Source organism: Streptomyces sp. NPDC044002 (assembly GCF_056434525.1).
The window spans coordinates 52,268-66,111 of the sequence record NZ_JBWKEZ010000048.1 but is presented as its reverse complement, the minus strand read 5'-3'; the positions used below and the strand labels follow the sequence as shown (position 1 = coordinate 66,111).

The 13,844-nt window shown below is 74.4% G+C and carries 12 protein-coding genes; 3 read left to right on the top strand and 9 right to left on the bottom strand.

Going from position 1 to position 13,844, the window contains the following annotated elements:
* The first annotated feature begins 308 nt into the window (after positions 1 to 308).
* Positions 309 to 1,583: a C40 family peptidase gene (locus AC07A6_RS29475; RefSeq protein WP_478779161.1), complete on the top strand. Its 1,275-nt coding sequence runs from the start codon at positions 309 to 311 to the stop codon at positions 1,581 to 1,583.
* Here the strand turns inward: AC07A6_RS29475 and AC07A6_RS29470 are convergent.
* Genes AC07A6_RS29470 through AC07A6_RS29450 form a run of 5 tightly spaced genes read right to left on the bottom strand, consistent with a single transcriptional unit; the run spans position 1,475 to position 7,413 of the window.
* On the bottom strand, positions 1,475 to 2,770 hold the full coding sequence (locus AC07A6_RS29470; protein ID WP_478779160.1) for a styrene monooxygenase/indole monooxygenase family protein: 1,296 nt from the start codon (positions 2,768 to 2,770) through the stop codon (positions 1,475 to 1,477). The two genes, AC07A6_RS29475 and AC07A6_RS29470, sit on opposite strands and share 109 nt — an antisense overlap.
* 33 nt (positions 2,771 to 2,803) lie before the next feature.
* A complete protein-coding gene (locus AC07A6_RS29465; RefSeq protein ID WP_478779159.1) occupies positions 2,804 to 3,463 on the bottom strand; it encodes a GTP-binding protein in 660 nt (219 codons plus the stop codon).
* Complete coding sequence (locus AC07A6_RS29460) at positions 3,444 to 3,827, bottom strand: DUF742 domain-containing protein (protein ID WP_125816391.1); 384 nt, start codon at positions 3,825 to 3,827, stop codon at positions 3,444 to 3,446. Before AC07A6_RS29460 ends, AC07A6_RS29465 begins: the two co-directional genes overlap by 20 nt.
* Positions 3,824 to 4,300 carry a roadblock/LC7 domain-containing protein gene (locus tag AC07A6_RS29455; RefSeq protein WP_362471593.1) on the bottom strand — a complete coding sequence of 159 codons (477 nt, stop codon included), beginning with the start codon at positions 4,298 to 4,300 and terminating at the stop codon, positions 3,824 to 3,826. Before AC07A6_RS29455 ends, AC07A6_RS29460 begins: the two co-directional genes overlap by 4 nt.
* Complete coding sequence (locus AC07A6_RS29450; protein WP_478779158.1) at positions 4,297 to 7,413, bottom strand: sensor histidine kinase; 3,117 nt, start codon at positions 7,411 to 7,413, stop codon at positions 4,297 to 4,299. The genes AC07A6_RS29455 and AC07A6_RS29450 overlap by 4 nt, the downstream gene beginning before the upstream one ends.
* A gap of 379 nt (positions 7,414 to 7,792) precedes the next feature.
* Between AC07A6_RS29450 and AC07A6_RS29445 the strand changes: the two genes are divergently transcribed.
* Positions 7,793 to 8,566: a protein phosphatase 2C domain-containing protein gene (locus AC07A6_RS29445; RefSeq protein WP_362471600.1), complete on the top strand. Its 774-nt coding sequence runs from the start codon at positions 7,793 to 7,795 to the stop codon at positions 8,564 to 8,566.
* Between the two features lie 61 nt (positions 8,567 to 8,627).
* On the opposite strand, the gene AC07A6_RS29440 is transcribed toward AC07A6_RS29445, so the two are convergent.
* Both AC07A6_RS29440 and lon read right to left on the bottom strand, forming a co-directional pair.
* Positions 8,628 to 9,068, bottom strand: a complete 441-nt coding sequence (locus AC07A6_RS29440; protein ID WP_050779716.1) for a MarR family winged helix-turn-helix transcriptional regulator — start codon at positions 9,066 to 9,068, stop codon at positions 8,628 to 8,630.
* A 145-nt stretch (positions 9,069 to 9,213) separates the two neighbouring features.
* On the bottom strand, positions 9,214 to 11,610 hold the full coding sequence (lon, locus tag AC07A6_RS29435) for an endopeptidase La (RefSeq protein WP_478779157.1): 2,397 nt from the start codon (positions 11,608 to 11,610) through the stop codon (positions 9,214 to 9,216).
* A gap of 125 nt (positions 11,611 to 11,735) precedes the next feature.
* Here lon and AC07A6_RS29430 point away from each other — a divergent pair, with 125 nt between their 5' ends.
* Positions 11,736 to 12,137, top strand: coding sequence for a RidA family protein (locus AC07A6_RS29430; RefSeq protein ID WP_362471608.1), 402 nt, complete (start codon positions 11,736 to 11,738; stop codon positions 12,135 to 12,137).
* Here the strand turns inward: AC07A6_RS29430 and AC07A6_RS29425 are convergent.
* Together AC07A6_RS29425 and AC07A6_RS29420 are read right to left on the bottom strand one after the other, a co-directional pair.
* Positions 12,134 to 12,883 carry a DUF4097 family beta strand repeat-containing protein gene (locus tag AC07A6_RS29425; RefSeq protein ID WP_478779156.1) on the bottom strand — a complete coding sequence of 250 codons (750 nt, stop codon included), beginning with the start codon at positions 12,881 to 12,883 and terminating at the stop codon, positions 12,134 to 12,136. The two genes, AC07A6_RS29430 and AC07A6_RS29425, sit on opposite strands and share 4 nt — an antisense overlap.
* A gap of 83 nt (positions 12,884 to 12,966) precedes the next feature.
* Positions 12,967 to 13,803 (bottom strand): sulfurtransferase, encoded by an 837-nt coding sequence (locus AC07A6_RS29420; RefSeq protein ID WP_478779155.1) that lies wholly within the window; start codon positions 13,801 to 13,803, stop codon positions 12,967 to 12,969.
* Between the last annotated feature and the right edge of the window lie 41 nt (positions 13,804 to 13,844).

Sequence of the window (13,844 nt, the reverse complement as noted above, 5' to 3'; positions counted from 1 at the left end):
GTAGCGACGCGACCGAAGGGAGCGCCCTTGACAGGCCGGCACGACACGGAAGGACGATGGGACTGACGGGAAGCCCCCAGACTTCTCTGATCCGGTCCGGGGGGACACCGCTCCCCGCCCCACCGGCCCGCAGTCGGGGGCGGGTGGGCAACCACCGCCCCACCCCACGGGGTCGAGGGGGAGATAGCGGGCCCGAGGCGAGGCAACCCGAAGCCACCCCCCAACCGGGTGACGCCCCCCGACCCGCCACCCGCCCTCGCCGCCGCCTCCCCCTCCCCGTGGCAGCATCGGGCGGCGGAGGTGATTACATGACAAAACGACTGCTGCGGATCGTCTGCCTCGCCGCCGTCTTCGTCGCCGCCGGCCCGCCGGCCGGTGTCCACGCCGAGCCGGCTCCGCGCCGCGGGCCCGCCGTCGCCGAAGGGCCCCTCCCCGAAGCCCCCGCCGCCCCCGCCGCCCCCGCCCGCACCGTCGGCGAGCTGCTCACCCGCCTCCAAGGCCTCTACCAGCAGGCCGAGGAGGCCAGTGAGGCCTACAACGCCGCCGACGCGGCCCTCAGCGCCCGCCGAGCCGACGAAGAGCGGCTCACCACCGAGCTCGGGCGCGCCCGTTCCGCACTCGACTCCGAGCGGGCCACCGCCGGGCGGCTCGCCCGGGAGCAGTACCAGGGGGTCCGCGGCGGCAGCCTCTCCCCGTACCTGCGGTTGCTGCTCTCCGGCGATCCGCAGCAGGCCGTCGACCAGCGGCGGCTCGCCGCCCGTGAGGGTGCCCGGCGGGCCGGGGTCGTGGCGCGGCTGGAGCGGGACCGGAAGCAGGCGGGGGCGCTCGCGGGGGCGGCCCGCAAGGCGCTGGACGAGCAGGAGGCGCTCGCCGCGCGGCAGAAGCAGGCCCAGGCGGAGGTGACGGGCCGGCTCAAGGAGGTCGAGCGGCTGCTGGCGGCGCTCACCCCCGAGGAGCTCGCCGGGCTCGGGGCGCACGAGGCGGCCGTGACCGCCGGGGCGCAGCGGACCCTGGTGGACTCGGGCCGGCTGCCCGCCCGTACGACCACGCCGACGGCGGCGGGCGGGGCCGCCCTCCGCTACGCGGCGGCGCAGATCGGCAAGCCGTACGTGTGGGGGGCCGAGGGGCCGGGTTCGTTCGACTGCTCGGGGCTGACCTCGCAGGCCTGGGAGCACGCCGGGCGGTCCATCCCCCGCACCAGCCAGGAGCAGTGGGCGCGGCTGACGCGGGTGCCGCTGGACCGGCTGCGCCCGGGGGACCTGGTGGTCTACTTCCCGAAGGCGACGCACGTGGCCCTGTACATCGGGGACGGCAAGGTGATCCAGGCGCCCCGCCCGGGGGCGACGGTGAAGGTGTCCCCGATCGCGGCGAACCCGCTGCTCGGGGCGGTCCGGCCGGATCCGGAGGGGATGCCGCTGGCGGAGTTCACCCCGCCGCCGCTGCCCGAGGCCGCGGCGGCGGGGGGCGACGCGGGCTACTCGTCGGAGGAGGAGCCGGACGGGGAAGCCGACGAGCCCGCCGACGACGAACCCACCGACGCGGCGGCCTCCGCCAGCCAGTCGGCCGTGTCCTCGGGGTCGTAGAAGTACGCGTCGAAGTCGGCCGGGTTGTCGAAGCCGTTGGCGAATCGATTCGCCACCGGCTGGAGCTGCCCGGCCGCGCCGATCAGGTTCAGCACGTGCTCCGGCGGGACGCCCAGCATGGCGTTGGTCCACTGGGTCACCGGCTTGCCGGTGGTGAACCAGTACTTGTCGAAGGTGGCCTTCATCCACGCCTCGTCGAACGGCTTGTCGCCGTGCATGAGGATCGAGGAGAGGTACGAGGCCGCGCACTTGGCCGCCGAGTTCGAGCCCTGCCCCGTGATGGGGTCGTTGGCCACGACCACGTCCGCGACGCCCAGGACGAGGCCGCCGCCGGGCAGGCGCCCGATGGGGTTGCGGACGACCGGCGCGTAGCGGCCGGAGAGCGTGCCGCCCGCGTCCGTGAGTTCGGCCTTCGTCGCCCGCGCGTACTCCCACGGGGTGTACTTCTCCATGAGCTGCAGCGTCAGCGCCAGGTGCTCGGAGGGGTCGTTGACGCCCGTGAAGACGTCCAGCGGCCCGCCCGGCAGGCCCTCCCAGAACAGGATGTCGGCGCGCCCCGAGGTGGTCAGGGTCGGCATGACGAACAGCTCGCCGACGCCCGGGACCAGGTTGCAGCGCACGGCCTCGGTGTCCGGGTGCTCGCGGCGCGGCCCGAGGCCGTGGACGTAGGAGACGGCCAGCGCGCGCTGGGGGGTGTCGTACGGGGAGCGTGCCGCGTCCCGTCCGAACATCGACACCAGCTCGCCCTTGCCGGCGGCGACGAGCACGAGGTCGTACGTCCGGGAGAAGAAGTCCAGGTCGGCGACGGACGCGCCGTGCACGACGAGCTGTCCGCCGCGCTGGGTGAAGGTGTCGAGCCAGCCGGCCATCTTCACGCGCTGGTCCACGGACTGCGCGTAGCCCTTGAGGCGGCCGAGCCAGTCGATGGCGCGGGAGCCGTCGGGGGCGGCGACGGAGACGCCGAGGCCCTCGATCTTCGGGGCCTGCTTCTCCCAGAAGTTCAGCTGGAGGTCCCGCTCGTGCTGGAGCGCCGTGTCGAACATGCACTGGGTGGACATGACCCGTCCGGTGCGGATCTCGTCCGCGGTCCGGTTGGACATGAGGGTGATCTCGTAGCCCTTCGCCTGGAGGCCGAGGGCGAGCTGGAGACCGGACTGGCCGGCCCCGACGACGAGTATCTTGCGCATCACGTTCTCGATTCGGGGGGAGGGGGAACGGACCTACTCGGGAGTGGCGTCCAGTGCGTGGCCCACCAGGGTGAGCAGGGACTCCACGACCGTGGCCCGGCGCCGCGCGTCCATGATCACGACGGGGACGCTCGGCGGGATGGTGAGTGCCTCCCGCACGTCCTCCACGTCGTAGGAGCGCGAGCCCTCGAAGTGGTTCACGGCGACCGCGTACGGCAGCCCGCAGGTCTCGAAGTAGTCGAGCGCGGGGAAGCAGTCGCGCAGCCGGCGCGTGTCGGCGAGCACCAGGCCGCCGATGGCCCCGCGCACGAGGTCGTCCCACATGAACCAGAACCGCTCCTGGCCGGGGGTTCCGTACACGTAGAGCACGAGTTCGTCGTCGAGGGTGATGCGCCCGAAGTCCATGGCGACGGTGGTCGTGCTCTTGTCCGGGGTCCCGCTCAGGTCGTCGGTGGGGACGCTGGCCTGGGTCATCACCGCTTCGGTGCGCAGCGGGGTGATCTCGGAGACGGAGGACACGAAGGTGGTCTTGCCGACGCCGAAGCCGCCGGCGACGAGCACCTTGACGGCGACGGGGGCGCGCGAGCGGTCGTACTGCCAGGGCTGGACGGGCTCGTCGTCGACGAGGCCGGTCACACCGGCGGTGGTGCCGGCGGTGGTGCCGGCGGCGAATTCAGAGACGGCGGAGGCCACTGAGCACCCTTTCCAGCAGCGCGCGGTCGGGGCGGCCGGTGCCGTGGCCCGTGCCGTAGACGCGTATCCGTCCCTGGTCGGCGAGGTCGCTGACGAGGACCCGGACCACGCCGAGCGGCAGCTTCAGCAGTGCGGATATCTCGGCGATGGTGCGCATCCGGCGGCACACCTCGACGATGGCGCGCATCTCGGGCATGCGGTCGGGCGTCTTGGCCGGGCTGCTGTCGAGCGTGGCGACGAAGGTCTCCACCAGCAGCACCTGCGGGAAGCGGGTGCGGCCGCCCGTGAGGGAGTACGGGCGGACGCGGGCGGGGCGGCGGTCGGCGCCGCGTATCGGCAGCCGGTCGGAGGCCGTACTCCTCACGGGTTTTTCTCCATCGACTGGCGCAGCTCGCTGCGGACTTCGGGGGTCAGGACGTGGCCGGCGCGGCCGACGAAGAGGGCCATGTGGTAGGCGACGACGCTCATGTCGCAGTCGGGCGTGGCGTGCACGCCGAGCAGGGAGCCGTCGCTGATGGACATGACGAAGACGGAGCCGTTCTCCATGGCGACCATCGTCTGCTTGACCGTGCCGAACTCCATGAGGGCGGCCGCACCGGTGGTGAGGCTGCCGAGTCCGGACACGATGGTGGCGAGGTCGGCCGAGGCGCCGCGGGGGCCCTTGGGACGGTCACCCTGGGCGGCTTCCGCCGCCGGCTCGGAGGAGAGCAGCAGCAGCCCGTCCGAGGACACGACGGCCACGGAGTTGACCCCGGGCACCTCCTCGACCAGGTCGGTCAGCAGCCACTGCAGGTTGCGGGCCTGGGTGCTCAGTCCGTACGTACTGGGCGCGGTCATGTGCGTGCCTCCTGTGCGGTGTCCCCCTGGTCGGTGTGCCCCTGCCCCCGGTCCTGCGCGAGTTCCTCCGCTGCGACCCGGCGCCCGTCCTGGGCGCCCTGGTAGAACCCGCCGAGCCGGCGGCGCAGTTCCTCGGCGTCGACCCGGCGCGGCTCGGGGCGGGCCGCTGCGGGGTTTCCGATGCCGGGGGCCGCCACGGAGCGCGGGGTCCGCTTGGGCAGTCCCTTGGCGGTGACGGTCTGGGTGGCGGGCTCGGCCATGGGCTCGGGGTGGCTGCCCTGGCGGGGGACGAAGCCGTCCTCCGCGTCGGCGGCCCGCCGGTGGCTGGACTGTTCGGCGTCGTGCGCCGGTCCGGGGTGTCCTTCGTCGTGTACGGGTGCACCCGGCGCGGTCTCCGGTCCCGCGGCGGCGTCCGCCGGGGCGGGGTCGGCCGCCGTGAAGGCGTCCGCGTCCGCTTCGGCCACGACCCTCGCGAGGAGCTCCTGCTCGGGGGCGGCCCCACCCGGCGCTCCGGCCGTGGCGGCCGTCTCGGGGGCGGCGGTGAAGACCTGGTCGGCGGGGGGCGGCGGCGCGTCCTCGAAGGCCTCGGCGAGGGTGACGACCTTGGCGGGCTCCGCGTCGGGGGTCACCGGCCGGGCGTCGTCCTGCGCGGCCCCGGGGGCGGCGGCGGTCTCGTCGGCGGCGGTCTCGTCGGCGGCGGTCTCGTCGGCGCGGGCGAAGGCCCCGGCCCCGAAGGCCTCGGCGACGAGGGACCCGGCGTCGAAGGTGTCGGACTCGTACACCTCGGCCTCGGCGTCCTGCTCGCCGGCCTCCGCGTCCGCGTCCGCGTGGGCGGCGTCCGCACCGGCGGCGTCCGCCTCAACCGGGTCCGCGTCGAAGGCCTCGGCGAGCGTGACCACCTTGGCGGGCTCCGCGTCGGCGGCCACCGGCTCCGACGGCTGCTCGGCCGGCTCGACCGGCGCGGCAGGCGCGGCCGGCTCCGCCGTGGGCGGGCGCAGCCGTGGCGGCAGGGTGTTCTCGTTGGCCTCGGCGATCACGCCGGGCAGCTGGAACGCGGGGGCGCCCGGCGTGGCCAGGGTGTGCACCGGGGAGCTCGGCGGGGCGTCCGGCAGGAGCGCCTCGGGGACGACGACCAGGGCCTCCAGGCCGCCGTGCCGGCCGGCGCGGAGCTCGGCGGTGACGCCGTGGCGTGCCGAGAGGCGGCCGGCGACGTACAGGCCGAGGCCCAGGCCGTGTTCGGCCTCGGGTTCCTCGTCGTAGGCGTCGGGGGTGGCCAGGCGGGTGTTGAGGGAGGCCAGGCGGTCCTCGGTGACGCCGATGCCCTCGTCCACGACGGACAGGACCACGTCGCCGGCGTCGTTGAGCCAGCCGGACACCTTCACCTTGGCGTCGGGCGGGGAGAAGGTGGTGGCGTTCTCCAGCAGTTCCGCGAGGACGTGGGAGATGTCGTCGGCGGCGTGCCCGGCGACCTGGGTGTAGGAGGGCATGGCGGCGAGTTCGACGCGCTCGTAGCGCTCGATCTCGCTGACGGCGGCCCGCATGACGTCGACCAGGGGCACGGGCAGGCTCTGGCCGTGGCCGTGCTCCTGTCCGGCGAGGACCAGCAGGTTCTCGTTGTGGCGGCGCATGACGGTCGCCAGGTGGTCCAGCTTGAAGAGGGTGGCGAGCCGGTCCGGGTCGCCTTCCTTGGACTCCAGCTCCTCGATGACCGCGAGCTGGCGCTCGACGAGGCCGAGGGTGCGCAGGGAGAGCGAGACGGAGGTCGTCGACATGATGCGGCGGTGCTCTTCGAGTCCCGCGCGCAGCTTGGCGAGCTCTTCCTCCAGGACCTCGCGGCCGCCGGTGAGGGCTTCGTTGCGGCCGATGAGGCGGCGGCGGTCGGCGTCGAGCCCGGCGACCTTGGTGTGCAGGGCGACGGTCTGGTCGCGGACCGCGTTGAGGTGGCGTACGACCTCGGCGAACTCGTCGTTGCGGCCGGTGAAGCGGACGGGCTCCTGCGAGCCCTCGGGGGTCGCGAGCCGTTCCGCGCCGCGCCGCAGCACCGACAGGGGTCTGGTGAGGGAGCGGGCGACGGCTGTGGAGAAGCCGATGACGAAGAGGAAGAGGACGCCGAGTCCGGCGGCCATCAGTTCCAGCCGGGTGACGTCGTCGTCGCGCAGCTTGGTGAAGGCGGTGGCGCGGTCTGCGGCCAGGGTGGACTCCACCGAGCGCATCCGGTCGATGCGGGCGGTGAGGGTGGTGGCGAGGGCTGCGGCGTCGGTGGCCTTGCGCTCGGCCGGGGTCAGGGTGGACCGCTCGGTGAGGCGCTTGAGCTGGTCGTCGGCGGCCTTGACCTCGGGGCCGGTGACGGTGGCGGCGAGGGTCTGGCGTACGGCGGGCCGGGCGGCGCGCGCGAAGTCGTCGAGGGCGGCCTGTTCGCGTACGCGGGAGCGCTGGGCGGCGCCGGTGAGCTCGTCGGCGACGGCGGAGTTCGGGGTCTGGTCGGCGCGCGGGACGGCCAGGGCGGCGAGCAGCAGGCCGCGGGTGGCGGACGCCTGGTCCACGGCCTGTCCCAGGGGGGCCATGGGCCGGGTGACGGCGAGGGCGGCCTCGGCGCGCGGCGGGGTGAGCTCGGCGAGGCGGTCGCCGGGTGCGAGGAGTTCGGTGAGGAGTCCCGCGTAGGCCTGGTGGGCGGCGAGGGCGGTGCCCTTGCCGTCGACGGCTTCGGCGCGGACGGCCTTGACCTTGCCGAGGGCGCGGGCGAGTTCCGCGTCGGCCTCGGGGCGGAGTTCGGTGATCTGCCGGTCGGTGCGCGCGGTGCGCTCGTCGACGGGTGCCTTGGCGTTGCCGGGCCGGCCCTTGGCCGCGTACTCGACGACGGCGTCGCGCTCGTCGCCGAGGAGGTGGGCGAGGGTGAGGGCGTGCTGCGTCTGTTCCGCCAGGGTGACCAGGCGCTGGGAGTCGTTCAGTTCTCTCGTGGCGGAAACGACGGCGGGGGTGCCTGCCGCGAGGACGGTGAGTCCGGCGACTGCTACTCCGACGACCAGCCTGCTGCGGACGCGTACGCGCCGTCCTGCGTTGGCGGGTCCGTCGGCGCTGGCGGTGCCGTTCTTCCGAGACCGCTTCTTAGACACCGGTGCTCGCAATCCTGTACGTGTGCTCGTGCTCGTCTACTCGTGTGGCCGAGGTAACGGCCGGTCAACAAGTAAACGCCCCCTGCCCCCTCGTACCGCCTCAGACCTTCGCAGTGTGTTGGGAGGAGAGCCGCACATCGCCCACCCGGCCACTCGAAGGAGTGAACATCACGGAGGAGTGGCCGACCAACTCGGGCACCGCGTGTCAGTGGCCCGGCATGGACGGGCGGTTGAAAGAACGCGGCGGGCTTTGGCAGTATGCCCGCCCACATTTCGCGGTGGGCGGGCGGGCGGGGCTTCCGGGCGGCCGGGCCCGCCGTTTCCCGCATTGGTATGGACCTTCCGGCCTCCTGGGGGTCCCGGCGGGCAGAATGTCCGCATGCGCATCGACCTGGCCTCCGAAGCCGGCAACCCGGAACACCCCAACCAAGACTGGGTGTCGGCGTCGGCACCTGCGTCGGGAGGCGGCGTCGTGGTCGTCCTGGACGGGGTCACCCCGCCGCGCGGGGACGACGGATGCGTGCACGGAGTGCCCTGGTTCTCCACCCGGCTCGGCGGCCGATTGACCGAACTGTCCGGATCGCGGCGGGACATGCCCCTGGAGGGAGTCCTGGCCCGGGCGATCGCCGACACCGCCGACGCACACCGGGACACGTGTGACCTTTCTCACGTCCGGACCCCGCAGGCGACGGTGGTCGTGGTCCGCTGGGACGAGGCGTACGTGGAGCACCTCGTGCTCTCGGATTCCGTGCTCCTGCTCCGCGGACCCGGCGGTGCGGTCACGCCGGTGCTGGACGACCGGCTGGACCGGGTGCCGGACGGGGTGCGCGGCTCGGTGGCGGCGACCGACGCGCTGCGCAATGCCGAGGGGGGCTTCTTCACGGCGGCCGCGGACCCGGCGGTGGCGGCCCGGGCCGTCACCGGGCGCACCCCGCGCGCGGAGGTGCTGGCGGTGGCGGCGCTCACGGACGGGGCGAGCCGCTGGACGGACACGTTCGGGGAGGGCGACTGGGCGGCCTGCCTGGACGTGCTGCGCAAGGAGGGGGCGCGGGGGCTGATCGGGCGGGTCCGGGCCGTGGAGTCGGACCCGCTGCGCCCGCCGGCCCGGCACAAGCGGCACGACGACGCCTCGGCGGTCTACGCGGAACTCTGAGCCGCGCGGAGCTCTGAGCCGCGCGGAGCTCTGGGCCGCGCCCGCGACCGCGGCTCGGCTCCTACTCCTCGCCGGAGTTCAGCTGGTTCAGCAGCCGGGCCAGCTCCGCGACCTCGCCGCGGTCCCAGTCGGCCAGCTTGCGCATGTACTGCTCGCGCCGGGCCCCCCGTACGCGCAGGAACCGTTCCCGGCCCTCTTCGGTGAGGCCGACGAGGAAGGCGCGGCCGTCGGCGGGGTCCGGCTCGCGGGCCACCAGGCCGAGCACCTCCAGGGCGCGCAGCTGGCGGCTCATGGTGGCCTTGCCGACGCCGAAGTAGGCGGCCAGCTCGGTGGCCCGCTGGCGGCCGGCGGCCTCCAGGCGGACCAGCAGCCCGTACGCGGCCGGCTCCAGCTCGGGGTGCAGGGCGCGGGCCATCTCGCCGGAGGAGGCCCGGGCGCGCCGCAGGAAGACGGACAGCTCCCGCTCCAGGGCGAGGAACTCCTGGTCTTCGCTGCCGTGCACGTGCCGCTCCCATCGGTGGCGGGGCGCACCGTGGCACCCCTGTTCGGGACCAGTATTTCGCAGCGGGTGCGCCGAGGGCCCGGGGCCCCGCCGAAGGGGGTCCCCGGGCCTCGGCGCTCGGTGTGCCCGGTGTGCGCCTTCCGGATCAGGCGGCCTTGGTGAAGGAGACCACCGCCGGGGCGAGGGCCAGCTCCAGCACCTGGCGCACGTCGGTCACCGGGTGCACCTCCAGTCCCTCCAGCACCTCGCCCGGGACGTCGTCCAGGTCGGCCTCGTTCCGCTTCGGGATGATCACGGTGGTCAGTCCGGCCCGGTGCGCGGCCAGCAGCTTCTGCTTGACCCCGCCGATCGGGAGCACCCGCCCGGTCAGCGAGACCTCGCCGGTCATGGCCACGTCCGTGCGGACCTGGCGGCCGGAGAGCAGGGACGCCAGCGCGGTGGTCATGGTGATGCCCGCGCTCGGGCCGTCCTTGGGGACGGCGCCCGCCGGGAAGTGGATGTGCACGCCCCGGTCCTTCAGGTCGGCGACCGGCAGCTCCAGCTCCGCGCCGTGCGAGCGCAGGAAGCTGAGGGCGATCTGCGCCGACTCCTTCATGACGTCGCCCAGCTGGCCCGTGAGGGTGAGCCCGGAGGCGCCGGTCTCCGGGTCGGCGAGGGAGGCCTCGACGAACAGGACGTCGCCGCCGGCGCCGGTGACGGCGAGGCCGGTGGCCACGCCCGGGACGGCCGTCCGCCGCTCCTCCGGGTCCTGGGCGGACTCGGGCACGTGGTGCGGGCGGCCGATCAGGCCGCGCAGCTCGCCCGCGCCGATGGCGAAGGGGAACTCCCGCTCGCCCAGTTCGTGCTGGGAGGCCACCTTGCGCAGGAGCCGGGCGATGGACCGCTCCAGGGTGCGCACGCCGGCCTCGCGGGTGTACTCGCCGGCGAGCTTGCGCAGCGCGTCCTCCTCCAGGACCACCTCCCCGTCGGTCAGCCCGGCGCGCTCCAGCTGGCGGGGCAGCAGGTGGTCGCGGGCGATGACGACCTTCTCGTCCTCGGTGTAGCCGTCGAGGCGCACCAGCTCCATGCGGTCGGCGAGGGCTTCGGGGATGGCCTCCAGGACGTTGGCCGTCGCGAGGAAGACGACGTCGCTGAGGTCCAGCTCCACCTCCAGGTAGTGGTCCCGGAAGGTGTGGTTCTGCGCGGGGTCCAGGACCTCCAGGAGGGCGGCCGCCGGGTCGCCCCGGAAGTCGGAGCCGACCTTGTCGATCTCGTCGAGGAGCACGACCGGGTTCATCGACCCGGCCTCCTTGATCGCCCGGACGATGCGGCCGGGCAGGGCGCCGACGTACGTCCGCCGGTGCCCGCGGATCTCGGCCTCATCCCGCACGCCGCCGAGGGCGACCCGGACGAACTTCCGGCCCATGGCGTGGGCGACGCTCTCCCCGAGCGAGGTCTTGCCGACGCCGGGCGGCCCGACCAGCGCGAGGACGGCACCTCCGCGCCGTCCGCCGACGACGCCCATGCCGCGCTCGCCGCGCCGCTTGCGCACGGCGAGGTATTCGGTGATGCGGTCCTTCACGTCGTTCAGCCCGGCGTGCTCGGCATCGAGGACGGCGCGGGCGCCGCGAATGTCGTACGCGTCCTCGGTGCGCTCGGTCCAGGGCAGTTCCAGGACGGTGTCCAGCCAGGTGCGGATCCAGGAGCCCTCGGGGCTCTGGTCGCTGGCCCGCTCCAGCTTGTCGACCTCCTTGAGCGCGGCCTCCCGGACCTTCTCGGGCAGGTCGGCGGCCTCGACGCGGGCGCGGTAGTCGTCGGACTCCTCACCCTCCTTCTCCCCGCCCAGCTCGCGCAGCTCCTTGCGGACGGCCTCCAGCTGGCGGCGGAGCAGGAACTCGCGCTGCTGCTTCTCCACGCCGTCCTGGACGTCCTTGGCGATGGACTCGGCGACGTCCTGTTCGGCGAGGTGGTCGGAGAGCGCCTTGACGGCGAGGCGGAGGCGGGCGACCGGGTCGGTCGTCTCCAGCAGTTCGACCTTCTGGGCCACGCTCAGGAAGGGCGAGTACCCGGAGTTGTCGGCCAGCGCCGACACCCCCTCGATCTGCTGCACCCGGTCCACGACCTGCCAGGCGCCGCGCTTCTTCAGCCAGCTCGTGGCGAGGGCCTTGTACTCCTTGACGAGCTCGGCGACCGCCCCGGGCAGCGGGTCGGGCACCTTCTCGTCGACGGTCTCCCCCTCGACCCAGAGCGCCGCCCCGGGCCCGGTGGTCCCGGCGCCGATCCGGACGCGGCCGCGCCCGCGGATCAGCGCCCCGGGATCCCCGTCGGAGAGCCGCCCGACCTGCTCGACGGTCCCCAGCACACCGATCCCGGCGTATTTCCCGTCGACCCGGGGCACGAGCAGCACCCGGGGCTTCCCGCTGCCCGCCGCCGCCTGCGCGGCCTCGACGGCTCCGCGCACCTCGGCGTCGGACAGGTCCAGGGGAACGACCATCCCGGGCAGCACGACCTCGTCGTCGAGCGGCAGTACAGGCAGGGTGAGCGTTACGGACGTCGAAGCCATGATCTTCCCTCCGGCAGTGAAGTTGAGCTATGCCGACTCAATGCTTCTGCGTCCGGCAATGTTCCCCAACGCCCGTTCGCCGGGGGCGAACACGTCCGACGGGTCCCCCGTAGCACCATGACGGCATGACAGACACACGACGGACCGTCAGCTCGGGCTCCCCGCTGGAACCCCGGATCGGCTTCTCCCGCGCGGTGCGCACGGGGCCCTACGTAGCCGTCGCCGGCACGGCCCCGATCGGGGACGACGGCTCCACGGTCGGCCCGGGCGACGTCCACGCCCAGACGGTGCGCTGCCTGGACATCGCGCAGCGCGCCCTGGAGGAGGCCGGCGCCTCGCTCTCCGACGTCGTGCGGACCCGGATCATGCTCACCGACATCACCGCCTGGGAGGAGGCCGCGCGGGCCCACGGCGAGCGCTTCGCCGCGGTCCGCCCGGTGACGACCTTCGTCGAGGTGTCCCGCTTCATCGACCCGGCCTGGCTGGTGGAGGTGGAGGTCGACGCGGTGGTCCCGCAGGTCCCCTAGAGGGCACGGAGGCGGATGTCGCCCGAGGTGGTGCGCACCGCGATCCGGGACGGGGACCCCGGGGCGTCGCCCAGGGCGTTCTCCCGGTCGCCCGAGTCGGTGTCGGCGGACACCCGGTACGGGGCCTGCGGCGCCCGCAGGGTCACGTCGCCCGAGCTGCTGGTGACGGACACCGAGGCCGGGGCCTTCGCGAAGCCGGCGTCGACGTCCCCGGACGCCGCCCGGAACTCGGCCTCGGCCCCCTCCAGACCGGTGGCGGTGATCCGCCCCGAGGCGGTACGGACCTTCAGCGCGCCCGAGATCCCCTCGGCCCGGACGTCCCCGGACGCCGAGGTCAGCTCGGCCCGGGCGACGCCCCGCACCTCGATGTCCCCGCTGCTGCTCCCGACCTTCACCCGGACCGCGGCCGGGACCTCCAGGCGGTAGTCGATCCAGCAGTCCCCGTCCCCGCAGCCGTCGCTGAAGGTCAGCACCCCGCCCGACACCCGCTGCCCGGGCCGGGGCTCCGCACTCCCCCGGTAGTGGACCACCCGGCGCACGGTGACCCCGGGGCCGGAGCCGGGGACCACCTCCACGTCGCCGCTGCGGGTCCCGGTCAGCTCCACCGCCGTGACCGCCTCGGGGACGGCGGCGTCGGCGTCGAGGGTCTTCACCGGGCCTGCGCCCGTCAGCGCACAGCCGCAGAGGAGGAGGGCGGCCCCGGCGGCGGTGGCGGCAAGGCGGATTGACGTGGTGTGAGGTGCCATGGGACGAGTCTGTCCAACGGCACGCGGAACCGCCCTGGTGCGGGCATCCCAAAACGGGGTGGTGCTGGCCCCACCCCCCGTCCTCAGGGCCCGGTCACCACCGGCCGCAGCTCCGAGGGCAGGCCCCACTCGCTCCACGACCCGTCGTACACCGCGGTCCGCCCGTACCCCGCCAGGGTCGCCCCCAGCGCGAGCACGCAGGCCGTGACGCCCGAACCGCAGCTGAAGTAGAGCCGCTCCCGCTCCCCGGCCAACGCCCCGAACGCCTCGCGCAGTTCCCGGGCCGGCCGCATCAGCCCGTCCGGCCCCTGGAGCTCGCCGAACGGCAGGTTCAGCGCGCCCGGCATGTGCCCGCCCCGCAACCCCGGCCGGGGCTCGGGGGCGGTCCCGGCGAACCGCTCCCGGGTCCGGGCGTCGAACACCGCGGCGGCCGGGTCGGCGAGCGCCTCGGCGACGACCCCGGCGTCCACCAGCAGCCCGGGCCTGGGCCGTGCGGTGAAGGAGCCGCGCGGCCCCTCGTACGCCGCCGCCTCACCCTCGACGTCCAGCCCGGCGGCGACCCACGCGGGCAGGCCCCCGTCCAGCACGGCCACCCGGTCGAAGCCCATGGCGCGCAGCATCCACCAGGCGCGGGCGCTGGAGTAGATCCCGGCACCGTCGTACACGACCACCGTGTCGGCGTCGTGCACCCCGAGCCCGCGCACGGCCTCGGCGAAGTCCTCCGGGGAGGGCATGGTGTGCGGGACCGCAGCCGCGTGGTCGGAGAGGGCGCCGTCGAGGTCGAAGGGCCGCGCCCCGGGAATCCGCACGGGAGCCCCCCGGTGCGCCCCGACGGAGGCGTCGAACACCACGACCCCGCCGAGGCGTTCCGCGAGCCAGTCACTGCCGACCAGCGGACCGGGTATCTCGGATACGGGCATACGGGCACCTCCGGGCGCGGCATCGAACACGATCACGCCCC